21 protein-coding genes are annotated in these 20894 nt (G+C 60.1%); 10 read left to right on the forward strand and 11 right to left on the reverse strand.

All coding sequences use genetic code 11. The features are described from left to right. Positions 1-18: 18 nt before the first annotated feature. Genes OHL20_RS08430 through OHL20_RS08440 form a run of 3 tightly spaced genes read right to left on the reverse strand, consistent with a single transcriptional unit; the run spans position 19 to position 2414 of the window. A complete protein-coding gene (locus OHL20_RS08430) occupies positions 19-168 on the reverse strand; it encodes a hypothetical protein (RefSeq protein ID WP_263382750.1) in 150 nt (49 codons plus the stop codon). After that, positions 114-983: a VWA domain-containing protein gene (locus OHL20_RS08435; protein WP_263382751.1), complete on the reverse strand. Its 870-nt coding sequence runs from the start codon at positions 981-983 to the stop codon at positions 114-116. The genes OHL20_RS08430 and OHL20_RS08435 overlap by 55 nt, the downstream gene beginning before the upstream one ends. Positions 984-998: 15 nt before the next feature. After that, positions 999-2414 carry an MFS transporter gene (locus OHL20_RS08440; RefSeq protein ID WP_263382752.1) on the reverse strand — a complete coding sequence of 472 codons (1416 nt, stop codon included), beginning with the start codon at positions 2412-2414 and terminating at the stop codon, positions 999-1001. Between the two features lie 117 nt (positions 2415-2531). Between OHL20_RS08440 and OHL20_RS08445 the strand changes: the two genes are divergently transcribed. Beyond that, on the forward strand, positions 2532-3101 hold the full coding sequence (locus OHL20_RS08445) for a TetR/AcrR family transcriptional regulator (RefSeq protein WP_263382753.1): 570 nt from the start codon (positions 2532-2534) through the stop codon (positions 3099-3101). Between the two features lie 5 nt (positions 3102-3106). On the opposite strand, the gene OHL20_RS08450 is transcribed toward OHL20_RS08445, so the two are convergent. After that, on the reverse strand, positions 3107-5722 hold the full coding sequence (locus OHL20_RS08450) for an endonuclease MutS2 (RefSeq protein ID WP_263382754.1): 2616 nt from the start codon (positions 5720-5722) through the stop codon (positions 3107-3109). 54 nt (positions 5723-5776) lie between these two features. Between OHL20_RS08450 and OHL20_RS08455 the strand changes: the two genes are divergently transcribed. Continuing rightward, complete coding sequence (locus OHL20_RS08455; RefSeq protein WP_263382755.1) at positions 5777-6238, forward strand: hypothetical protein; 462 nt, start codon at positions 5777-5779, stop codon at positions 6236-6238. A 248-nt stretch (positions 6239-6486) separates the two neighbouring features. Then, positions 6487-7641 (forward strand): glutathione-independent formaldehyde dehydrogenase, encoded by a 1155-nt coding sequence (locus OHL20_RS08460; protein ID WP_263382756.1) that lies wholly within the window; start codon positions 6487-6489, stop codon positions 7639-7641. A 53-nt stretch (positions 7642-7694) separates the two neighbouring features. Here OHL20_RS08460 and OHL20_RS08465 read toward each other — a convergent pair whose 3' ends face one another. Beyond that, positions 7695-9092 carry a porin gene (locus OHL20_RS08465; RefSeq protein ID WP_263382757.1) on the reverse strand — a complete coding sequence of 466 codons (1398 nt, stop codon included), beginning with the start codon at positions 9090-9092 and terminating at the stop codon, positions 7695-7697. A gap of 123 nt (positions 9093-9215) precedes the next feature. Here OHL20_RS08465 and OHL20_RS08470 point away from each other — a divergent pair, with 123 nt between their 5' ends. Together OHL20_RS08470 and hemB are read left to right on the forward strand one after the other, a co-directional pair. Further along, a complete protein-coding gene (locus OHL20_RS08470; RefSeq protein WP_263382758.1) occupies positions 9216-10145 on the forward strand; it encodes a mechanosensitive ion channel family protein in 930 nt (309 codons plus the stop codon). 20 nt (positions 10146-10165) lie between these two features. Next, a complete protein-coding gene (gene hemB / locus OHL20_RS08475; RefSeq protein ID WP_263382759.1) occupies positions 10166-11155 on the forward strand; it encodes a porphobilinogen synthase in 990 nt (329 codons plus the stop codon). Here the strand turns inward: hemB and OHL20_RS08480 are convergent. Beyond that, complete coding sequence (locus OHL20_RS08480) at positions 11109-11579, reverse strand: hypothetical protein (RefSeq protein WP_263382760.1); 471 nt, start codon at positions 11577-11579, stop codon at positions 11109-11111. The genes hemB and OHL20_RS08480 overlap by 47 nt on opposite strands. A 306-nt stretch (positions 11580-11885) precedes the next feature. Between OHL20_RS08480 and OHL20_RS08485 the strand changes: the two genes are divergently transcribed. Continuing rightward, a complete protein-coding gene (locus OHL20_RS08485; protein WP_263382761.1) occupies positions 11886-12911 on the forward strand; it encodes a manganese catalase family protein in 1026 nt (341 codons plus the stop codon). Between the two features lie 81 nt (positions 12912-12992). Here the strand turns inward: OHL20_RS08485 and OHL20_RS25195 are convergent, their stop codons facing one another. Both OHL20_RS25195 and OHL20_RS08490 read right to left on the reverse strand, forming a co-directional pair. After that, on the reverse strand, positions 12993-13196 hold the full coding sequence (locus OHL20_RS25195) for a hypothetical protein (protein WP_396271823.1): 204 nt from the start codon (positions 13194-13196) through the stop codon (positions 12993-12995). 120 nt (positions 13197-13316) lie between these two features. Further along, positions 13317-14315: a nucleoside hydrolase gene (locus tag OHL20_RS08490; RefSeq protein WP_263382762.1), complete on the reverse strand. Its 999-nt coding sequence runs from the start codon at positions 14313-14315 to the stop codon at positions 13317-13319. Positions 14316-14471: 156 nt separating this feature from the next. Here OHL20_RS08490 and lpdA point away from each other — a divergent pair, with 156 nt between their 5' ends. Next, positions 14472-15890 carry a dihydrolipoyl dehydrogenase gene (lpdA, locus tag OHL20_RS08495; protein WP_263382763.1) on the forward strand — a complete coding sequence of 473 codons (1419 nt, stop codon included), beginning with the start codon at positions 14472-14474 and terminating at the stop codon, positions 15888-15890. 91 nt (positions 15891-15981) lie between these two features. Here the strand turns inward: lpdA and OHL20_RS08500 are convergent, their stop codons facing one another. Continuing rightward, positions 15982-16470 carry a DUF4126 family protein gene (locus OHL20_RS08500; RefSeq protein WP_263382764.1) on the reverse strand — a complete coding sequence of 163 codons (489 nt, stop codon included), beginning with the start codon at positions 16468-16470 and terminating at the stop codon, positions 15982-15984. Further along, positions 16470-17741, reverse strand: coding sequence for a serine hydroxymethyltransferase (locus tag OHL20_RS08505; RefSeq protein WP_263382765.1), 1272 nt, complete (start codon positions 17739-17741; stop codon positions 16470-16472). The genes OHL20_RS08500 and OHL20_RS08505 overlap by 1 nt, the downstream gene beginning before the upstream one ends. A 190-nt stretch (positions 17742-17931) precedes the next feature. On the opposite strand from OHL20_RS08505, the gene OHL20_RS08510 reads away from it, so the two are divergent. Next, the gene (locus tag OHL20_RS08510) at positions 17932-18567 is read left to right on the forward strand and encodes a LysE family translocator (RefSeq protein ID WP_263382766.1); all 636 of its coding nucleotides are present in this window, start codon (positions 17932-17934) and stop codon (positions 18565-18567) included. Between the two features lie 3 nt (positions 18568-18570). On the opposite strand, the gene OHL20_RS08515 is transcribed toward OHL20_RS08510, so the two are convergent. Further along, positions 18571-19749, reverse strand: coding sequence for an alpha/beta hydrolase family protein (locus tag OHL20_RS08515; RefSeq protein ID WP_396272545.1), 1179 nt, complete (start codon positions 19747-19749; stop codon positions 18571-18573). Between the two features lie 151 nt (positions 19750-19900). On the opposite strand from OHL20_RS08515, the gene OHL20_RS08520 reads away from it, so the two are divergent. After that, complete coding sequence (locus tag OHL20_RS08520) at positions 19901-20242, forward strand: type II toxin-antitoxin system HigB family toxin (RefSeq protein WP_263382767.1); 342 nt, start codon at positions 19901-19903, stop codon at positions 20240-20242. Next, positions 20208-20669: a helix-turn-helix domain-containing protein gene (locus OHL20_RS08525; RefSeq protein WP_263382768.1), complete on the forward strand. Its 462-nt coding sequence runs from the start codon at positions 20208-20210 to the stop codon at positions 20667-20669. Before OHL20_RS08520 ends, OHL20_RS08525 begins: the two co-directional genes overlap by 35 nt. Positions 20670-20894 lie beyond the last annotated feature (225 nt).

Raw genomic sequence — 20894 nt, forward strand, 5'->3', positions numbered from 1 at the left:
GAGGAGACACTGCGGTCGTCACCGACGCGGCGCGTAGTAGCCGGAGCGGACGGTGATGCTGTCGACACGCTCCGGGCCGGTCAGGTCAATGCGGTGATAGCTGCCGTCGCGCTTCAGGTCTGCAGGCTTGTAGATGATGCGGTACTGGTCGCGCAGATCTGCCTCCATGGTGCGAGATCGTCGTCTGTGCCTGTTGCAGAGCCGGTGTCGTGGAAGATGCGGCCGCCAGTCTCCTCAGCGAGCTTTGTCAGCGTTGCCGGTCCAGTTGAGCCGAAGGCAGATGGCCCATCGGCACGGAAGATATAGATGGCCGTGTTGGTGTGCTGGCATTCGGCTGCGGCGTCTTCCAGCGAGACGCTGCTTGTGTTGTCCTCGCCATCCGTGAAGAGCAGAATGAAGTTGCTGCTGGCGGCGTGATCGACATGGCCAAACTGGTTCAGGCATGCTCGGTAGATAGAGTCGAAGATCGCTGTTCCGCCAGCGTGAGTTCCACCACTTGCGGCGATCTTACGAAGACCAGTGATCAAGGCAGGCGGGTTGTTCGTCCATGGCTGTACGACCTGCGAGACGTGCCCGAAGTCCATCACGAATGCCTGGTCCGTTTGCTGACGCAATAAGCGCTGAGCATAGGCGTTGGCGATAGCGCGGTTCCCAGCGAGGAACGGGCCCATCGACTCGCTCGTGTCCATGAGGATGCCCGCACGGACGGGGCGATCCTGCAGAGCCTCGAAGGCGAGAACCTTGCGAGGTGACCTGCCGTTATCGAGAAAGCTTAGCTCAGTGAGCTTGAGGTCGCGGATCGGAAGACCGTGGCTGTCAGCTGCATGGAAGGTTACAACCACCTCGTCGACGACGACGTTAAGTCTGTACGAGGTTGGGCCTTGTGTTGTGGCAGAATCCGTCTGTGAAGCCACGTGATGCGCCTGCGCCACGAGCAATGGGAGCAGCAGGCTACAGAGGCTGGTCTTACGTAGAAACCGCATGTGTGAGAAGTATAGTTACCTGCTGACGCCACTTAGAAGCTCCGTGACGTGCCCTGTGCTTGCGTGTGCCCAGCGGGTGTTGGAGATCCAGCCAAGCAGCAGGACCGTGGCTCCGCAGCCCGTCATGACCCACCAGATGGGGTGCGTTGCATGCGTGAAGTCCGATCCCGCAGCGTGGCTTGCGCTGACGACTGTTCCGGCAATGGCTACGCCAAAGGCCGCGCCGACCTGTCTGCCTGTGGAGGCGATTGCTGCGGCTACACCTGCCTGCGCCAGCGGCATGCCTGCGACGGCGTTGTTGGTGATAGCAGGGTTGACCATGCCGAGTCCCACTCCGAACAACGCATAGGCCACGAGTAGCAGGGCTATCGGAGTAGCGGTCGTCAGGCCAGTGAGCATCAAGGTGCTGAGCAGGAAGCCTGCGCCCGCGATCAGCAGCGAGGGTCGCGTTCCGTAGCTACCGACCAATCGACCGGAGAGCGGCGCAGTGAGCATCATCATGACCGCAAGGGGTAGCGTGCACAGGCCGGTGTGCAGGGCGGATAATCCGCGTGCCTGTTGCAGATAAAGGGCATTAAGGAAGAGGAAGCCTGCGAAGGATGAGAAGGAGCATAGGGCTAGAAGCGTGGCGCTGCTGAAGGGCACGCTACGAAAGAAACGGAGGTCTACGAGTGGGTCCGTGCGGCGCGGTTCGTACAGGAGGAAGATGGCGAGCGCGATGGCTGCCGTAGCGATGAGGCCGAGGATCAGCGGAGAGGTCCAGCCTGCATGCGGTCCCTCGATCACCGCATAGGTCATGGTGGTCAGGCCGAGGAAGACCATGGCCTGCCCTACGGGATCGAAGGCTCGTGCTCGCGGTGCCTTTGACTCCGGAATGAATTTAGCCGCGAGGCCAAGCGCTGCGAGACCGACTGGGAGGTTGATCCAGAAGATCGAACGCCAGCCGACAGCCTGCGTCAGCGCGCCACCGAGCAGCGGACCGAGCGCCAGCGATGCGCCGCCAACCGCCCCCCAGACTCCTACGGCTCTACCGCGTTCCTTCGGCGACTTGAAGACATTAGCGATGATCGACAGCGCCACGGGATTGAGCATGGACGCGCCGAGACCCTGGAGAGCGCGGAAGGCGACAAGCTGACCGATGCCATGCGCCAGGCTGCAGAGTAGCGATCCGGAGATGAACAACACAAGGCCGATCTGGAAGACGCGCCGCCGTCCGAAACGATCGGACATGGACCCCGAGAGCATCAGCAGGCTGGCGACGACAAGCGTGTAGGCGTCGACAATCCATTGAAGCCCCGAAAGGCTCGCGTGAAGATCACGCTGAATCGCGGGTAGCGCAACATTGACGATCGTGACGTCCATACCAACTAGCAAGAGACTAAGGCAGCAGATGCCGAGTACGAGGTTCGGTCGAACAGAGACTTGTTCCATGACTCATTCTAGCTTAAAAGATGAGGGTATCCTCAACTTTACCTTTGGTCCTAGAATATGAGGGTGTCCTCAACTCCTGAATTGTCGCGCCGTACGCCCCAGCAAACGAGAGCTACGTTGCGACGTGCGAAGTTTCTGGAGGTCGCTGCCCGCCTGATTGGGGAACACGGATATGAGCCGGTGACGATGACGGCGATTGCCGAGCAATCCGAGGCGTCAATCGGAACGCTGTACGATTACTTTCCCGATAAACCGGCTCTTGCCCGGGCGCTTCTGGCTCAATATACGGACGAGTCTGACGCGCATTGGAAGGTACTCCTATCCAATCCATCGTCGCGTCTGACGAAGACCGGACTTGCCGATATCTTTGTTGAAGGAGCGCTCGACTTTGTACGGCAACGGCCTGCGTATCTGCCTCTTCTCAGGGCTCCGATCGCCTTTGTACGCACGCCAGCGACGCGGCTGCCACTACGAAGGACGATCGCTGACGCCCTCCAGATGATGCACAAAACGATGTCGGCGGATCGTGCTTTTGTCAGTGCTCAAGTGATTGTCGAACTGATCAAGGCGCTGCTATCGATCTACAAGCAGACGACTCCCAAGGATCGCGAGTTAGTCGCTGAGGAGTACAGAAAACTTCTCCGACTTTACCTGCTGGCGATGCCGGGCAAGAGCAGGGTCAAGTAGCTGACTCACTGCCGCAACTCAACCTCGGTAGCACCCTGACCGCCCTGGTTGTGCGCTGGCTCGGTGACCGTTGTGACATGCGGATGCTTGCGCAGGAACTCGCGGAGGGTGCGCCGGAGGACGCCCATGCCGGTGCCGTGAACGATACGGATGCGCGGCAGGCCGGCGAGGAAGGCGCGATCGAGGAAGCGCTCGACCTCATCCTGGGCCTCCTCTGCATTGCGGCCGATGACGTTGATCTCGGAGGCCATGTAGTCGGAGTCGCCGCTGGTGCTGGTCTGGATCGTGATGCCTCCACGCTTCCGCGCCGCCTCGAGCGGCGTGATCACCTTCACTGACTCCACCTCGGCTACGTCGGCGCGATCAATACGCATCTTCATCGGTCCGATCGACACCTCGTAGGTCTTCTCGTCGATCAGTCTATCGACCCGAGCCTGGCGTCCTAGTGACTTCAGCTTCACGAGATCGCCGACCTTGATGCCGCGCGGGATGTGCGGCTGTGCGGCGGGATCTTTCTTATCCGCGCCGGTGTTGTGGGCGACGACGGTGGAGTTGAATTGCTCGGAGAACTCGCGTCTGAGCCGGGTCATGCGCAGGGCAGAGTCGCGGGCGATCTTCTGCGAGACGGTCTTGTCGTCGATCGCCTTGACGGTCTCTTTGAGCTGGTACTCGAAGTCGCTGATGAGGGAGTTGAGCTTCACCTCCAACTCGCGCGTCCGGGCTTTCTGTTCGATGCGGCCTTCGACCTCAAGCTTGGCTCGCTCTCGCGACAGCTCGCGTTCTCTTTGCTGCAAGGTCTCGCGCGCAGTCGCTGCTGCCGAAAGCTGGGCGTGGAGTTGATCGAGAAACGCCCCAATGTCTGCTGTCTGAGTCGTCATGTTGGCGCGGGCGTTCTCGATGATGGTTGGGTCCATGCCGAGGCGCGCTGCGATGTTCAGGCCTGCGGACGCTCCGGGAACGCCGAGCCGCAGCTCGTAGGTGGGCGAGAGCGTGTACTGGTCGAAGCCGACGGCGGCGTTCAACACACCAGCATGGTTGGCGGCGTAGACCTTGAGCGAGGTGAGATGGGTCGTGATGGCGCACCAGGCGTTGAGCGCGAGGAAGTGACTTGCAACGGCTACGGCCAGCGCCGCGCCTTCCTCGGGGTCGGTGGCCGAACCGAGCTCGTCCAGCAGCACCAGCGATGCGGCGTCGGCGACGCGGGAGATGCGGTCGACGTTGACGACGTGCGCGGAGAAGCTGGAGAGATTGCGCTCGATCGACTGGGCGTCGCCAATATCCGCATAGATCGCGCTGAAGAGCGGCAGCTTCGCCTCCTCTGCCGGCACAGGGACGCCCGCCTGCGCCATCAGGGCGAGCAGACCGAGTGTCTTGAGCGAAACAGTTTTGCCGCCGGTGTTTGGCCCGCTGATGATGAGCTGCTTGGCGTCAGGCGGAAGCAGGATCGTGAGTGGCACAGGCGTGGGCGCTGGACCCTCCGCCTCGGCTTCGCGGTGTCCCGCCTTCATGCGCAGTTCGAGGAGGGGATGCCGCGCTGCCGTCAGGGCGATCTCTGCACCGAAGATGGGGCGGTTACAGTTCAGCTCCATGGCGAAGCGAGCGCGGGCGGTGTGGGCCTCCACCTCGGCGAGAATGGCAGACCCGAGATGGATCGCGGTCGCATTTTGCCCGAGCGCCCCTGTCATGACGACGAGGATGCGGTGAATCTCGGCCTGCTCTTCGTCGAGCAGACGTACCAGTTCATTATTCTGCTCGATGGTCTCCAGTGGCTCGACGTAGACCGTCTGGCCGGAGGAGCTTGAGCCGTGAATGACACCCGGCACCTTGCGCTTGAACTCTGCTTTCACCGGGATCACGAAACGCTCGCCGCGAATGGTGATCAGGTCTTCGGTGCTGGATTGCGTCGAGCCTTCTTCGCGAAACTGCCGGGCTGCACGGCGCAGGCTCTCCTCGATGGCGCGATGCTGCCGCTCCATCGCTTTGCGGATGCCGCGGAGCGCCGGGCTGGCGTCGTCCGAGAGGGATCCATCCGGCTCGATCTTGCCGCGAAGCAGCCGCAGGAGGGGAGCCAGGTCGTACTCCAGCAGCGGAGCAGAGAGGGCGCTGATGGACGGCCAGTTGTAGCGGGGGGCGTCGTGCGCTCCATCGATCAGGGTGTGCCACGCGGCGACACGCTCGACGACCGCGAGCAGACTGGCGATCTCAAGCCCTTCGAGTGCGGAGCCTTCAATCCGTGCCTTGTCGAGCAGCGTCGTTGGATCGAAGAGGCCGTGGAAGGTGAAGCTGCCGCCAGCCACCAGCATGGTGCGGATCTCCTGCGTGCGCTGGTGCTGCTGGTCGATCCAGCCGCGATCGCCGGAGGGTTCAAGCGCAGTTACCCAGGCGCGACCGAGCGGCGAGACGGTTTTACCGGCGAGATACTCACGCAGCCGCGACCACTCCAGGGCTACGGCGCTGGTCTCGGCAAGGGGAGACGGAATGACGGGGAGAAGACTCAGGACAGGCACAACTCCTATTTTAGTTGGGATGACTGTGAACCATTCTGCTGGCGCGCGCGTAGCTACAGTCAGAGCTTGAGGTGCAGTATGGTTTGCCAGGTCTGCGGTAGGGTCGTTGGGCATGAGCAGAGGTTCTGCTCGGCATGTGGAACGCGGATTGCGCTGGAGCCGCCGCCAATGGGGACCGCCGGTTATCCACCAGCCTATGCTCTTGCCGAACCGGCACGAGCGAACCGTGTCCAGCGACATCTGCAAACCCTGGGCGTCCTCTGGTGCGTTTATGGAGCATTCCGTCTTGTGCGCGGTCTCATTGGAATCGTGATTTTGCGGGCCATGACGCTCCATGGCTTTGGGGACGGTAGCTGGCCGTTCGGCGGCAGCTTTGGGACGATGGCTCCATCATGGCTCCACATCCTGCTGCCAATCATTGCCGTTGTTACAGTGGCTGGAACCATTCTCTCCTTCGTGACGGGCTATGGATTGTTGACCCGAAAGCGGTGGGGTAGAACCCTCGCTATGATCACTGCGATCCTGTCGCTGATCAAGTTTCCGGTCGGAACCGCAATGGGGATTTACACCCTGTGGGTACTAGCCCCGGCGGGGTCCGCACCTGACTACGAGGCCATCTCAGAGCCGTAGCGTAGCCCAACTCCACCCGTTACGGCTGCATCCTACGGTTTAGTCAACGCGCAATCGCGGCTCGGCCTGACGTTCAAGGTCGCTGGTCGCAGCAAGTCTGCGCGCTGTCCGGAGCTTGCTCACGGTTGCGAACGTCCCGACCTGATTTCTGCCCGCTACAGCGATGAACCTCACGCAGTTCGTTCGCGCCCATCGCCAACCCTCTCCGCATAACGCTGACGGTACGTCTCGCAGCAAAGGATATTCGCATGAAAGCTCTTGTTTACCACGGCCCCAAAAAGGTCTCCATTGACAACGTTCCTGACGCCAAGATTGAAAAGCTTACTGACGTTGTCATCAAGCTGACGACCACTAACATCTGTGGCTCCGATCTCCATATGTACGAAGGCCGCACCAACGTCGAGAAGGGCAAGATCCTCGGCCACGAGAATATGGGCGAGGTCGTCGAGGTTGGCAAGGCTGTCGACCGTATCAAAAAAGGGGACAAAGTATCGCTTCCGTTTAACATCGGTTGCGGCTTCTGCGCGAACTGCGAGAAAGGTCTGACGGGTTTCTGCCTTACCTGCTCGGATAAGTCCGTGATGCCCGGCATGGCTGGGGCAGCCTATGGCTTTGCGGGGATGGGACCCTACCAGGGCGGTCAGGCACAGTATCTCCGCGTCCCCTACGCAGACTTCAACTGCCTGGTGCTCCCTGAAGATGCGAATGAAAAAGAGAACGACTACACCATGCTTTCGGACATCTTTCCGACCGGCTGGCACTCCACGCGCCTTGCGAATCTCAAGCCGGGACAGTCGATCATCATCTATGGCGCGGGTCCTGTCGGTCTGATGGCTGCGATGTCCGCTCGTATTCAGGGCGCGAGCCAGATCTTCGTCGTCGACGGCAAGGCCGACCGTCTCGCCCTTGCGAAGAAGATTGGTGCCACGCCAATCGACGCGATGAACGGTGATATTGGCGACCAGATCCGTGAACTCACCAACGGTCTTGGTGCAGACTGTGGCTCAGAGTGTATCGGCTACCAATGCCACAACGCCAAGGGTAAGGAGGTGCCGAACCTCGTCATGAACTCGCTTGTCGACGCCGTCAAGGCAACGGGGAGCATCGGCGTGATTGGCGTCTTCATTCCGCAGGACCCTGGGGCATCGGACGACCTGGCGAAGAAGGGCCAGTTAGCGTTCGACTTCGGCAAGTTCTGGTTCAAGGGTCAGAAGATCGGCACAGGCCAGGCCAACGTCAAGGCCTACAACCGCGAACTTGCGAACCTGATTCACTTTGGCAAGGCAAATCCATCCATCATCATCTCGCACGAGTTGCCGCTGGCTGAAGCGCCCGATGCGTACAAGCACTTCGATAATCGCGATGAGGGTTGGACGAAGGTGATCCTTAAGCCCAACGCATAATTGCAACCAGCGATAGAGGATGGCCGCCGGCAATTCAGGCGGCCATCCTCTGTTCAAAAGTGAACGATCAGATCGGAAGCGACTGTGAACTGGTTTTGATGCTTGCCATTGCCATACGCCTGCCGGTCCCATGCACGATCGAAGCGAAGTTCCGGACGAAATTGTATGGTGCTGCCGATCCAATGGGTGAGCGAAAGGGTCTCTTCGGAGTAGCGTGTCTGGTACCCGGTGCGCTGCCCCTTCTTGTCGTTGAGAAAATCGGTGCGTAACGTGATGGAGTTATGCGGGTTGATCTCATACTGCAGGAAGTTGACTGCCGCATATTCCGGTGCGGTACAGCGCATAAGCCCTGTCGCACAGGCTGCACCGTTGGAGTTGGTCTCCAGCGCAATCGGACCACCGACAGCGGGAACACCCCGCTCGTACATGAACCATGCCTCCGTAGCCGAGTGAATCTTCTTCGAAAACTTGTGGTACCAGGTGAGGTCGTATTGCTGGATGTTGTTGTACGCGTACCTCGCCGTGTTGATGCCATTGGCGCAGAGATAGAAGTTATCCTTCACGGACTCCGTCGTATAGCTCAGACACGCTGTCCCGCTCGGCTTTGCATCGCTGGTGCTCCACGGTGCGGTGTCGTGACCTGCACTGATGCCAAGCTGAGCGAGCCACTTGTTCGAGAGCTTCACCGTCGCGAGAATACCCGTGTCCGTAAAGGGATCGACGGAGTACAGCAAGGAGTGCGAGAAGGTGTAGTTGTTCGGGGCGAGTTGCGCTTCAATGCCCGGGATGGAGATGTAGCGCCCGATGCGCAGGTTCATCCCCTGGGCAACCTTCGGAAAATAAAGGTCGAGATACTCGAGCGCCGGATCAAAGCCATACCGGTTATTGTGGTCGAGCAGCTGACTCGAGAGGATGCCCTTCGAGGTCGTGAAGCGGTAGTCGGCTCCGTAGAGCGCCGTCAGGTGGAAGCCCCAGTCAAAGTGATCCTGCTGTACCGTATCGGGCAGGCGCTCGGCATATAGGACAAGCTGATTGAGTTCCAGCCGGTTCGAGTTTTCATCGTTCGCTTCAGGCAGATTGGAGTCGCCCGAGGTGCTGCCGTTCACAGTCGGTTCAATCCAGCCATAGAGCTTGGTACGGCTCTTCGCGCCGTTGATCGCGTTCATCAGCGGGTAGCTCTGTCCATCCGGCTCGCCGATGACGGGCGACCCGCCATAGGACCAGTCGGTGCTCGGAAACGGCGGCGAATCGAGTGGAGAGGGCAGACCACGCCGCGCCGGGGTCGGTGAGGCAGGAAGGCTGCCGTGCCAGTCTTCGCGATAGAACTGAGCCCACCTGCCAAAGAAGGTAGTGGCCGTCGGCTCTGCGGGTGGAGGCGTCGTATCCTGGGCTGCAGCAACGAGTGTCATCAGTGCAAGTGCGACGGCAGTGCATACGTATTTCGGGAGCATGGTACCAACCGCCTCGATCGGTCTTTGTGAACAAACCATCAGATGCAGCCGCGGAGCACTACCACACGACCATCAGACCAATCAGATAGGCACCTCGGTCAACTACAAAGGCGTCTTATCAATGTGATCGTACCCTTCTTAGCCTTTGCGCCCGCGCCTGATTGGATGAATCTTCTCTCCTCCGAGTCGCGCCACCTCATTCTCTACACCTTCTTCAAGATTGGCCCTCTGCCTATTACGCCTCTTTTCCTCGCGAAGGCGGCGGTCTTCCTGGCCCTGCTGATCACGATCTCCCACATGGTGCAGCGTCTTCTTCTCGGCCGCCTCTTCCGCCACCTGCATATCTCTGAGGCGCAGAAGTTTGCCCTTGGCCGCTTCGCCACCTACCTGCTCTTCCTTGGCGGCCTCTTCATCGGTCTGCAATCCCTCGGTGTCAATCTCAGCTCGCTTGTCGTCTTCGGCGGAGCAGTCGGCGTTGGCGTTGGTCTGGGTTTGCAGAATGTCGTGTCGAACTTCGTGGCCGGTCTCATCCTGCTCATCGAACAGCCGATCCGCATCGGTGACCGCATCGAGACCAAGGACACCCAGGGCGACGTTATCAAGATCGCCGCCCGCTCCACCTGGGTTCGTACGAACGACAACGTCATCATCATCGTGCCGAACAATGAGTTCATCAACAACTCGGTGACCAACTGGACTGCGAACGATCCGAACGTCCGCATCAGCGTGCCCGTCGGCGTCGGCTATAACTCCGATCCTGAGCAGGTTCGAACGCTCTTACTGGAGGCCGCTCATAAGAATCCCGATGTGCTGGCCGATCCAAAGCCGGACGTCGTCTTCATCGGCTACGGCGACAACTCGCTCGACTTCGCCCTGCGTGTCTGGACCTGCACCCGCGCCCACGGCCCGGTCGTTCTCAAGTCCGATCTGTACTTCGCCCTGTTCAAACTCTTTACCGAGCACAAGATCGAGCTGCCGTTTCCGCAGCGCGACCTGCACATCCGCTCCTCCGACATCTCGCTTCCCTTCACCCCTCCCGTGCCGGAATCCTGAGGATTCCGTAGACTGGAGACATGAACTTCCCTGCTACGCGAATGCGTCGGTTGCGCCGTACGGAGGCGATGCGGTCGCTCGTACGCGAGACCCATCTGCACCCCGGCGCGTTGATCTACCCGCTCTTCATCTGTCCCGGCGAGGGCATCCGCAAAGAGATCAGCTCGATGCCCGGCGTCTTCAATCTCTCGATCGATGAGGCACTCAAAGAGGCGGCAGCCTCCGCAAGCCTCGGCCTCGGCGGACTTCTCCTCTTCGGTCTCCCAGCCGAGAAGGACGAGCAGGGGACGGGCGCATGGGCCGAGGACGGCATCGTCCAGCAGGCTCTACGGGCGATCAAGCAGGATCGCAAGCTCGACTCACTCGTCACCATTGCCGACGTCTGCCTCTGCGAATACACCTCCCACGGTCACTGCGGCATCGTCGCCCGAGACGGCGAGGAGTTCACCATCGAAAACGACTCCAGCGTCGCCCTACTTGCAAAGACTGCCGCCTCGCTCGCTGCCGCTGGTGCCGATATCGTCGCTCCCTCCGACATGATGGACGGCCGTGTCGAGGCTATCCGCGAAGCACTCGATGCGCGAGGCAAGCAGGACACGCCCGTCATGAGCTACGCCTCCAAATTCTCGTCAGCTTTCTATGGTCCCTTCCGCGAAGCAGCCGACTCTGCCCCGCAGTTCGGCGATCGCAAGAGCTACCAGATGGATGGCGCAAACCTCCGCGAAGCTATGCGCGAGATCGACCAGGATATCGCCGAGGGGGCCGACATGCTGCTGATGAAGCCTGCCATGCCCTACCTCGACGTTCTCCGCGAGGCGCGCAACCGCTACGACCTTCCGCTCGGCGCGTACCAGGTGTCGGGGGAGTATTCCATGCTCCAAGCAGCCTTCCAGCGCGGCTGGCTCGAGCCGGAGCGCGCCATGATGGAGTCGCTGCTTGGCATCCGGCGCGCCGGAGCCGACTTTATAGTGACGTACTTTGCGAAGGAAGCGGCGAAGGTCCTGAACTAGCGGAGGCCGGGTCGGACAGCGTCGTCGGGATCGTGACAGGAGGGACAGGCGCTACAGGTGCGACATAGAGCTGATCGAGGAAGTCATCGATCACTGTGTCCGCCGTCAGTCCAGTCCATTTGCAGACATTCACGATGTAGGCGTTCGTCTGATTTTCTACCGGCGGAGCCCAGCGATTCAACGCCTGCGCCACGGTGAGACCCTTGTAGCCGGGAGCCTGAAACAGCGCCATCATCGCCGCGAAGCCAAGGTCGGGCGTAGGAAAGACCGCAAACCGGGGATCGCCGCTGGTCGCTCCATGCGCCTGCGTAAACTTGCCGAATTCGATATCCCCCGGATTGTTATTACGGCACGAGCGTGTTCCTGTGGTGTAAAAGCCTTCTTCGCGTGCAATGGCCTGAAGAAACGTCATCGGTGTCGTCATACTTTCTCCTGCTCGGGTAAGTACGGGAAGTATAGGACTGTCGCCTGGTTGCGTACAGTCAAAATTTCGCGCTGCTCAACAAGCGGGCATGTGCGTCCGCTGAACATCAATTCGATCGGAACCAACCTGCTATTCGTCACTGCACATCCCCCTTCCATTCAGGCTGCATCGCAAGGCCATGCCCTGAGAACGCGCCTCAGGGGTGCTCTTCAAAGGCCCGGTGCAAAGCGTCTGCAACACTCCCCGGCGACGTGATCGCCACGTCAACCCGTCCCAGTAAACCCCCTACGATCAGAAAGGTCCTTCATGTTTTTTCGCTCTGAGAAATTGCTCATTCCCCTTGAAAAGCCCGCCAGCCCCGACCCAAACGGAGCCGCTGCCATCCAGGAACTGCTCGGCGGCAAGTTCGGCGAGATGTCGACGCTCAACAACTACCTGCACCAGTCCTTCGGCTTCAAAGAGAAGAAGAAGCTCAAGCCCTTCTACGATCTCGTCGCCAGCATCACCACCGAAGAGCTGGGCCACGTCGAGCTGATCTCAACCGCCATCAACCTGATGCTCGAGGACAGTGTACCTGCCGGTGAACCCGTCGACGCGCCACTCGGAGAGGCTAAGAACAATCGCAACACCCACCACACCATCGTGGGCGGCGGTGGGCACCAGGTGATGGACTCGATGGGCCACTTCTGGTCCGGCGAACATGTCTTCTCAAGCGGTAACCTCGTAGCCGATCTGCTGCACAATTTCTTCCTCGAGACGGGCGCACGCATGCACAAACATCGCTGCTACCAGATGACGACCAACCAGGCTGCCCGCGACGTGATCGGCTACCTGATGGTGCGCGGCGGTGTTCACCAGGCTGCCTATGCTCTGGCGCTCCGCAAGGTTACTGGCGTCGAAGTCACCAAGATGCTGCCGACCCCGAACATCGATGACGCGAAGATCCCCGAGGCTCGCAAGTGGCAGGCGATCGGCAGTCACCGCAAGCTCTACACCTTCTCCGAGGAGGACTACGGCGATGTCGCCGGTGTCTGGTCCGGCCCGGCTGATTGGGCGGACGGTGAGCCGCTTGAGGTCATCAAGGGTGCTCCGGAGTACGCCGCAGAGGGTCCGGTGATCGGGGAGTCCCGTTCGCTCTTCTCGCCGGATTATGCGCCTGAAGAGATCTACGAGATTGCAGCCCAGCTTATGAAGAAGGGTGGTATCTCGCCCCTCCAGCCCGGCGACGGCCTGCACTCCCGCTTCCAGGGCAGCACCCCCGACAGCCCCGGAGCCTCGGCCCAGGAGGGACGCAAGACGACCCCCAACAAGCCGAAGTCGAAGAAGAAGTAACAAGCCGTATATAGCTATGCAAGAAGAGGGTAGCCGAGGCTACCCTCTTCTTGCATAGCAGTAGCTCAACCGAAACTTCGTTTAGTTTTGCGTCCCGTTCTCATCAAGCTCTGCGAAGACTTCCGTGAGGGAGACGTAAATCGATGTTCCAGGAATAGAAAGGCTTTGGTCGAGGGGCTGCTCAAAGCCTCTCGACGATGCAACGTAGCCATGCCGCTTCCAAGGATCAAGGACCCAGATATGGCTGACCCCCATAGCTTGGTAGTCATCTACACGGTCCTGCACTTCTGAGAGAGAATCACCCTTCGAGAGGATTTCGATGCATAGCAAGGGTGGAACCCGGATGATGCTGTCCTGGGGTCAGAGCTGCGCAAGATACAAACATCGGCAATCCGACATGGCGCGCTATTTTAGAAGCGATTGTGTACAGCTTTGACCGCTACCAAACCGCTGTTCCAGCAGTCTTGGCAGCAGCATCTTGAAGAACGTATCCTCCTTCGGCTCCAGGCAAACCTGCGCGTTCACATCACCTGGCGTCACCCGCGTAAAGCCCTTGCCGTCCACTTCGATGTGCAGCGGTGTCGTCGGACACGCCGCAGGATCGACCGCATACGCCACAGCGACCGCGTCGAACATCGTCGGCGTAGCCTGCCCGGTCGACCGTTGCCACTCCGCTGTCAGCACCTGAAGCGTGTCCGTCATCGGCGTGCTCACCGTGGCCAGCAAGGCCCGCTTCACCTCGTCGAACTTCAATTGCGTTGCATCGAGCGGCATCATGTAGATGGGCACGCCGCTGCGAAAGAGCTTCTGCGCCGCTGCCGGGTCCATGGCGATGTTGTATTCGGCGTCGGGTCCGTGCGGCTTCGTATACCCAAGGTCGCCGTAGCCGCGATAGACCGAACCGCCCATCATCACCACCCGCTTCAGCTTGCGAAAGCTTGCCGGATCGCGATCGATCGCCGCACCGATCGTCGTCAGCGGAGCCAGCGCCAGCAGCGTAATCTCGCCCGGAGCCTGCCGAATCTGGTCCAGCAGAAACGTCACCGCATCCCCATGCGACCGAGCGATCCCCTGCCGTGCCCACGGTGCCTGCGTAAAGGTAGTTCCCGGCTTGGTCGAAGGCCCGACGTTAACCGCGATATCGGTCCGGCCCGTCTCGCACACCAGACGATCGAGCATCTGCCCTCGCAGCGCCGTATCGCCCCACGCCCCGGAGAGCCCAAGAATCTTCAGCTCCGGACTGACCATCGCCAGGTCTACCGCGAAGACATCGTCGATATCGTCCCCAATATCCGTATCGATGATCACCTTGGCCGCCGTCTTTGCGGGAGCCTGTGCCACACCAGTCAGCGTCGAAAGGAGCAACGCAATCGGCAGTCCGTAGCTGATCGTTCGTCGAAGCACGCTACACCTCTGGTACGAAATAGAAACCGGTAGACAAGCCTCCGAAGGATACCGCGAACCGATAACCGGGCAGGCCGCACTCCCGCAATCGCGAATTTCTGCGGGCAAAGGACTAAAATAAGCCGTTAGGCACATTCGCTCGAAACGGAGATTCTCTTGGCAGATACGATCTACGACCTTGTGGTACTTGGTGGCGGTCCGGCTGGCTACACCTGCGCGATTCGCGCCTCGCAATATGGCCTGAAGGCCGCGCTGATCGACGCCAACGAGCGTCTCGGCGGCACCTGCCTCCTCTGGGGCTGCATCCCGACCAAGTCCATGCTCTTCTCCGCCGAGCTTTGGGACCACCTCAAGCATGCCGACCGCTACGGCATCGACGTCGCTGCGCCCACCCTCAACTGGAAGAACGTCCTCGCCCGCAAGGACGACGTCATCATGCGCCACACCAAGGGCCTCGACTTCCTGATGAAGAAGAACAAGATCAACGCCATCAAGGGCTACGCCCGCCTCACCGGCCCGGCAAAGGACGGCGTCTTCTCGGTTGAAGTCAAAGGAGCCGACGGCAAGGTAAGCACCATCCAGGCGAAGAAAGTCGTGCTCGCCACCGGCTCCGACGCCCGCATGCTGCCCGGCTACACCGCCGACGACACCATCATGACCAACATCGAGATCCTCAAGACCGACCACATGCCGAAGTCGCTCGTCGTCGTCGGTTCGGGTGCGGTCGGGGTCGAGTTTGCCTCTGTCTTCAAGAGCTTCGGCTGCGAGGTCACGATCCTCGAAGCCCTGCCACGCATCGTCAACGCCGAGGATGAGGATATCTCGAAGGAGCTTCTCCGCCTCTACAAGAAGCGCGGCATCGACGTCCACGTTGGCGCCAAGGTCGACAAGATCGAGAAGAATAAGGACGGCGCCCTCGTCCACTTCACCAAGTCCGACGGCACTGGCGAGACGAAGCAGGCCGAGAAGGTTCTCGTCGCTGTAGGCCGCGCCCCGCGCACCTACGATTGCGGCCTCGACAAGACGAACATCCAGCTCGATCGCGGCTTCATCATGACCAACGAGTGGATGGAGACGACCGAGCCCGGCGTCTACGCGATCGGCGACATCGTCGGTGGCCTGCCGCAGCTCGCCCACGTCGGCAGCATGGCCGGCATGGTCGTCGCCGCAAAGATGGCCGGCAAGTATGCCAAGCCCGTCAACCGCACCCGCATCCCCGGCTGCACCTACTGTGACCCACAGATCGCCAGCGTCGGCTACACCGAGCGCCAGGCAAAGGAGAAGGGCTACAACGTCAAGGTTGGTAAGTTCCCCTTCGTCGGCAACTCCAAGGCCACCATCCTCGACGCGCACGACGGCTTCATCAAGGTAGTCTCCGATGCGAAGTACGGCGAAATCCTCGGCGTCCACATCATCGGTCCCTACGCCACCGAGATCATCGCCGAAGCCGTTACGGCCATCGAGCTCGAGGCCACGATCGAAGAGATGATGTTCACCATCCACGCTCACCCGACCGTAGCCGAAGCCCTGCTCGACGGCTTCTCCAGCGTCGAAGGCATGGCCGTCAACGTCTAATCCAGTCGATTCTTAAAGTACAAAGCCGAGCTAATCAAGCTCGGCTTTGTACTTTAAGACGCAGGCATAATCACCCGTAAGACGGCTTCGACTATCCCGTAACAATCCCCATCGCAAATACGGACAGCACGACCGCAAATACATCCTCAGAGACAGCCACCACCCAGTCGGGCCATCCCGTCCGTGTGACTAAATCCCGTCGCAGATGGTATCCCGCGAATGTACCAAAGAGCGCACCCAGCGCACCAAGGATCACTCCTTCGATCACCGAACCCTTCAACGCGGTAGCCGCAATCGCCCCCACCAGGCCGCCAAAGCTGAGCCGTGCGATCAATGGAAACGCGGCTGTCCTGTTCGGCGTATTCGGCAGCTTGTCCCCGATATATTCGCCCACGGCAAACACCGTAAAGACAATTACCGCGGCCACATGCGCCGTCCAGAACGCCCAGCCACGATGGATCGGCAGATAGCCGAGGTAAGCAAACCAGCACACCACCGCAATCGGCGTCATCGTCCGCAAACCCGTCGCGAATCCCAGTAACGGAATCGCCACCAACCAAGCAAGCATCGCGATTGCCATCAGTTCGTCCCCTCGCGCAGCCAGCCGTACAGCGGAAATTTCTCCGCAAGCTCCAGAACCTCACCGCGAATACTCGCGAGCTTGCCTGCATCGCTGCGATGCTCGAGCGCCTGTGCGATCCATCCAGCGATCACCCGCATCTCCGGCTCCTTCATCCCGCGCGTCGTCAGCGCCGGTGTGCCAATCCTGATCCCACTGGGCTTCATCGGAGGATTCGTATCGTACGGAATCGCATTCTTGTTCACCGTGATGCCAGCCTCGCCCAGCGCATGCTCCGCCTCGCTGCCCAGCAGGCCCTTCTGGAAGACGTCGATCAGCATCAGGTGCGTGTCCGTGCCGCCCGAGATCACACGGTAGCCTTCAGCCGCCATCGCCTCCGCAAGCACCTTCGCGTTGGTCACAATCTGCTGCGCATACGCCGCGAACTCCGGCTGCAGCGCCTCGCGAAACGCAGTCGCCTTCGCCGCCATCACATGCACCAGCGGACCACCCTGCTGCCCCGGAAACACGCTCCGATCAATCCCCGCCGCGAACTCCTGCTGGCAAAGAATCATGCCGGAACGCGGTCCGCGCAGCGTCTTATGCGTCGTCGTCGTCACCACGTGCGCATGCGGCACCGGCGAAGGATGCACACCGCCTGCAACCAGCCCCGCGAAGTGCGCCATATCCACCAGCAGGTACGCTCCCACCTTGTCCGCAATCGCGCGCATCCGCGCAAAGTCGAAGACTCGCGGGTACGCGCTGCCGCCGCCGATAATCATCTTTGGCTGCTCGCGCACGGCAATCGACTCGAGTTCGTCGTAGTCGATCGTCTCCGTATCCTTGCGAACCTGGTAGCCGACAACCCGGTACAACTTGCCCGAAAAATTGAGCTTATGCCCATGCGTCAGGTGTCCGCCATGCGCCAGGTCGAGTCCGAGAATCGCATCGCCCGGCGTAAGCAGCGTCATGTACGCGGCCGCGTTCGCCTGCGAGCCGGAGTGCGGCTGCACGTTCACATGCTGGGCTCCAAACAACTCCTTCGCCCGATCCCGCGCCAGGTTTTCGACGACATCCGCAAACTCGCACCCGCCGTAGTACCGCTTCCCCGGATAGCCCTCGGCATACTTGTTCGTAAACACGGAGCCCGCAGCCTCAAGTACAGCGCGGCTCACAAAGTTCTCAGAAGCAATCATCTCGAGGCCTTCGTGCTGACGGCGAACCTCGTTCTCTATCTGGGTGGCAATCTCAGGATCAGAAGCAGCAAGCGGTGCATTGAAGTCAATCGGCATACGAAGATTCTACCCTCCGTCATCCCGAGACGTTGACACAATCACAAGACCGGCAGACCCCTCATCGTCGCCACAACTGCAGATTGCGGCCGCAGCTCCAAGGTCAAACGTCCTCGAACTCATGGGTAGCACCGTCTGACAATCGGGAAAAGGCTTGCTCCCGGTCGTAAGCCTGTGGATAGATAGATCCATGAGCCTTCATCTCTGGATCTCCTTCGTCGCCGCGACAACTGTGCTGCTCCTGATCCCCGGACCGACCGTGCTTCAGTGCATCGGCGACGCTCTCGCCAATCGCGACCGCCAGAGCTGGAGCACCATTCTCGGTGTGGGCGTGGGCGATGCCATCGCCATGTCCCTCTCGCTCCTCGGCGCCGGGGCCCTCCTCAGGACCTCCGCAGCCGCATTCACGATCATGAAAACCATCGGCGGTGCCTACCTGATCTATCTCGGCCTGAGAGCCATCTGGGATGCCCGCAACACTCATGAGCCGGAGGCACCTTCGGCCGCCGCCGCCCCAGCAGCATCCGCATTCGTCCGCTTCGGTAAGGCGAGCACGATCACCATGCTCAACCCCAAGAGCATTCTCTTCTTCGTTGCCTTCGTTCCGCAGTTCATCTCGCCGCAGGGTCGCTTCTTCTCCCAGTGCGCTATTCTGCTGCTGACGTTCGTCAGCCTCGCCATGCTCAACGCCTGGCTCTATATGTCACTCGCCGGAGTCCTGAACAAGCGGCTCCAGACCAGGACCGCCCAGAAAAAAGTCGGCTACGCGACAGGCGGCGTCCTGTTCACCGCCGGAACCCTGACGCTTGCCCTCAAGAGAACCTAGAAGCTAAGCGACCTGTCCCAGCGCCAGCTGGTTGCGATTCTCCCGCAGCCGCTTGAACGCCTCATACACAAACGAGCCCAGATACCACCCGTCCATGTACTTGTACGGAGTCTCGCCGGTCGTATAGTGCCCGCACGGCAACACCTTCGACACGTAATCCACGCCCAGCCGGTCGAAGTTCGCCAGCACCTCCAGCGAAAACTCTCGCAGAAACGTCAGGTCGTACGTCGCATGCACCACCAGTGTGCGTTTCGGATGCGCCGCGAACTTATCCATGTACACATCCGGGCTACAGGCCTTGAAGATACTGCGCAGCTTGTCATGCGTCAGTCCCGCCTGCTCGAAGGCGGCCCGCACATGCCGCGTGCTCTGCCCCGTCCACACCACGTCTCCAAACGAGGTGGACGCATGGTTGAACGCACACACCTTCAGCCGCGGATCGTGCGCCGCCGCGATAAACGCATAGCACGACCCCAGGCTCGTCCCCAGCACGCCAAAGTCCTCATACCCCTGCGTCTCCAGCCAGTCGATGCAGCTCCGGATATCGACCACCGCCTGCTGACACGCCGCCATCGTCCGTCCAATATTCGAGCTCACCGCATAGTCCGACCGCTCCAGCTCCAGCGGCCGCCGCACATCGTGGTACGGCTTCGAGAGCCGCAGCGCCGACACCCCAAACCGGTTGAACATCGTACACAGCGCATTGTGGCTGAACGCATCCGCATTCCATTGCGGCATCACAATAATCGCCTGCTTGGGGCGTCCAGGCTCCTTGTGCGCCGGAGCCGGATACCACCGCGCGTTCACCACGTCGTTTTCGGGATACATCGTCCGCACCGGCGACGTAAACCGCAGAAACGGCGCCCGTTCCAGATCGCCCACCGCCGCCTGCCGCTTCAACTCGCGATCCTCCGCAAGCGTCTCCGGCCGCACGTTCGTCGGATACAGCATGGGGAAATGCTCCTCCAGCCGAAAGTCATCCGGCGTCACATATCCAAAGAACTCGTCCGACCGAGCCGTAATCGCCTCACTCGTAGCAATCATCGTCTCAAGCGCATGGGCACCATCCACAGCCTCACCACCACCAGGCACAAACCCCTCAAGCCAGTCGAAACCCCACTCCAACGGCCGCACAATACGATTCGTATCCCGAGTCGTAAGAGCCGTCTCCCACGCAAACATCCACTTCGCATACCACTTAGAGATCACACCTAAGTCTACCCGGCGAAGAATCCCAGCACCGCAACGAAGACGGAGATCGCTGAACAGATGAATAAATTCAAGCATTGCTATTGCTCCCACAGTGGGAGCACGCTACTATAGCCAGGTGAGAGTGATTGCACGTGGCACCCTGAACGGTTTCGTGCGGAACCGGGTGGACCGCAAGCTCCAAAAAGCCGTTAAGTCTCATCTGGATGCCTGGTACGCGGAAACCGCAAAAGCCGAATTGAAGACCTCTGCGGAACTGAAAAGCCAATACAGTTCCGCGAGCATCATCTCCGCTGAGCGAGTCGTATTCAACATTAAAGGGAATGACTACAGGCTTGTCGTCGCGATTAACTATCACTTCCAGGTACTTCTGATTAAGTGGCTCGGCACCCATAAGGAATACGACAGCATCAAGGTTGAAGAGGTGACGTATGACGAAGGTCGGTATGCAGATCCATCCCATTAGAACGGAACAGGATCATCGGGCTGCCGTAGCGCGGATCGAGAAGCTCATGGGCGCGACCCTGGACAGCCCCGAAGGCGATGAACTGGACGTACTTGCAACCCTGGTCGATGCCTACGAAGCAAAGCATCATGCAATCGACGCTCCTGACCCCATCACCGCAATTCAGTTCCGTATGGAGCAGCACCACCTGAGCCGCAAAGATCTGGAACCGATGATCGGCAGCCGCGCCCGCGTCTCCGAAGTGCTGACAGGCAAACGCCCCCTGACCCTTGAAATGGTTCGCCGCGTCCGGGGCGGATTGGGCATCTCTGCAGACCTGCTCATCTCCGCCCATCCTGCCTCTCGTATCGGCCTCACAAAAGCAGGTTCTCAAAAGAATTTTCCTAAAAGTGGCAGAGTCAAAAAAGCTGTTTCAGCAAGGGCATAGTCCCAATCTTGAGAGGGACGGTCGAATGCAGAACATCGTTTCGTCATTGATTTCGGTCGGATTTCTCCTCTTCATAGTCGGGGTACTGTCGAGGACGTACATGATCTTCGCCGTGAACGGTGCCCAAGCGCTTTATACCTTTCAAAGCGGACGCACTCCACGACGAGAATATGAGTTGCTAGTGGCGGAACATCGTGCCCCTGCATGGCCGCTCTTTATGAGTAG

Source organism: Granulicella arctica (genome assembly GCF_025685605.1).
GTDB classification, from domain to species: domain Bacteria; phylum Acidobacteriota; class Terriglobia; order Terriglobales; family Acidobacteriaceae; genus Edaphobacter; species Edaphobacter arcticus.

Bases quoted from the DNA above. Each gene is read 5' to 3' on its own strand.
- OHL20_RS08430 (WP_263382750.1), bottom strand. From the start codon at position 168: ATGGAGGCAGATCTGCGCGACCAGTACCGCATCATCTACAAGCCTGCA.
- OHL20_RS08435 (WP_263382751.1), bottom strand. From the start codon at position 983: ATGCGGTTTCTACGTAAGACCAGCCTCTGTAGCCTGCTGCTCCCATTG.
- OHL20_RS08440 (WP_263382752.1), bottom strand. From the start codon at position 2,414: ATGGAACAAGTCTCTGTTCGACCGAACCTCGTACTCGGCATCTGCTGC.
- OHL20_RS08450 (WP_263382754.1), bottom strand. From the start codon at position 5,722: ATGCCCAACGACCCTACCGCAGACCTGGCAAACCATACTGCACCTCAA.
- OHL20_RS08455 (WP_263382755.1), top strand. From the start codon at position 5,777: ATGGGGACCGCCGGTTATCCACCAGCCTATGCTCTTGCCGAACCGGCA.
- OHL20_RS08460 (WP_263382756.1), top strand. From the start codon at position 6,487: ATGAAAGCTCTTGTTTACCACGGCCCCAAAAAGGTCTCCATTGACAAC.
- OHL20_RS08465 (WP_263382757.1), bottom strand. From the start codon at position 9,092: ATGCTCCCGAAATACGTATGCACTGCCGTCGCACTTGCACTGATGACA.
- hemB (WP_263382759.1), top strand. From the start codon at position 10,166: ATGAACTTCCCTGCTACGCGAATGCGTCGGTTGCGCCGTACGGAGGCG.
- OHL20_RS08480 (WP_263382760.1), bottom strand. From the start codon at position 11,579: ATGACGACACCGATGACGTTTCTTCAGGCCATTGCACGCGAAGAAGGC.
- OHL20_RS08485 (WP_263382761.1), top strand. From the start codon at position 11,886: ATGTTTTTTCGCTCTGAGAAATTGCTCATTCCCCTTGAAAAGCCCGCC.
- OHL20_RS08500 (WP_263382764.1), bottom strand. From the start codon at position 16,470: ATGGCAATCGCGATGCTTGCTTGGTTGGTGGCGATTCCGTTACTGGGA.
- OHL20_RS08505 (WP_263382765.1), bottom strand. From the start codon at position 17,741: ATGCCGATTGACTTCAATGCACCGCTTGCTGCTTCTGATCCTGAGATT.
- OHL20_RS08510 (WP_263382766.1), top strand. From the start codon at position 17,932: ATGAGCCTTCATCTCTGGATCTCCTTCGTCGCCGCGACAACTGTGCTG.
- OHL20_RS08515 (WP_396272545.1), bottom strand. From the start codon at position 19,749: ATGTTTGCGTGGGAGACGGCTCTTACGACTCGGGATACGAATCGTATT.
- OHL20_RS08525 (WP_263382768.1), top strand. From the start codon at position 20,208: ATGACGAAGGTCGGTATGCAGATCCATCCCATTAGAACGGAACAGGAT.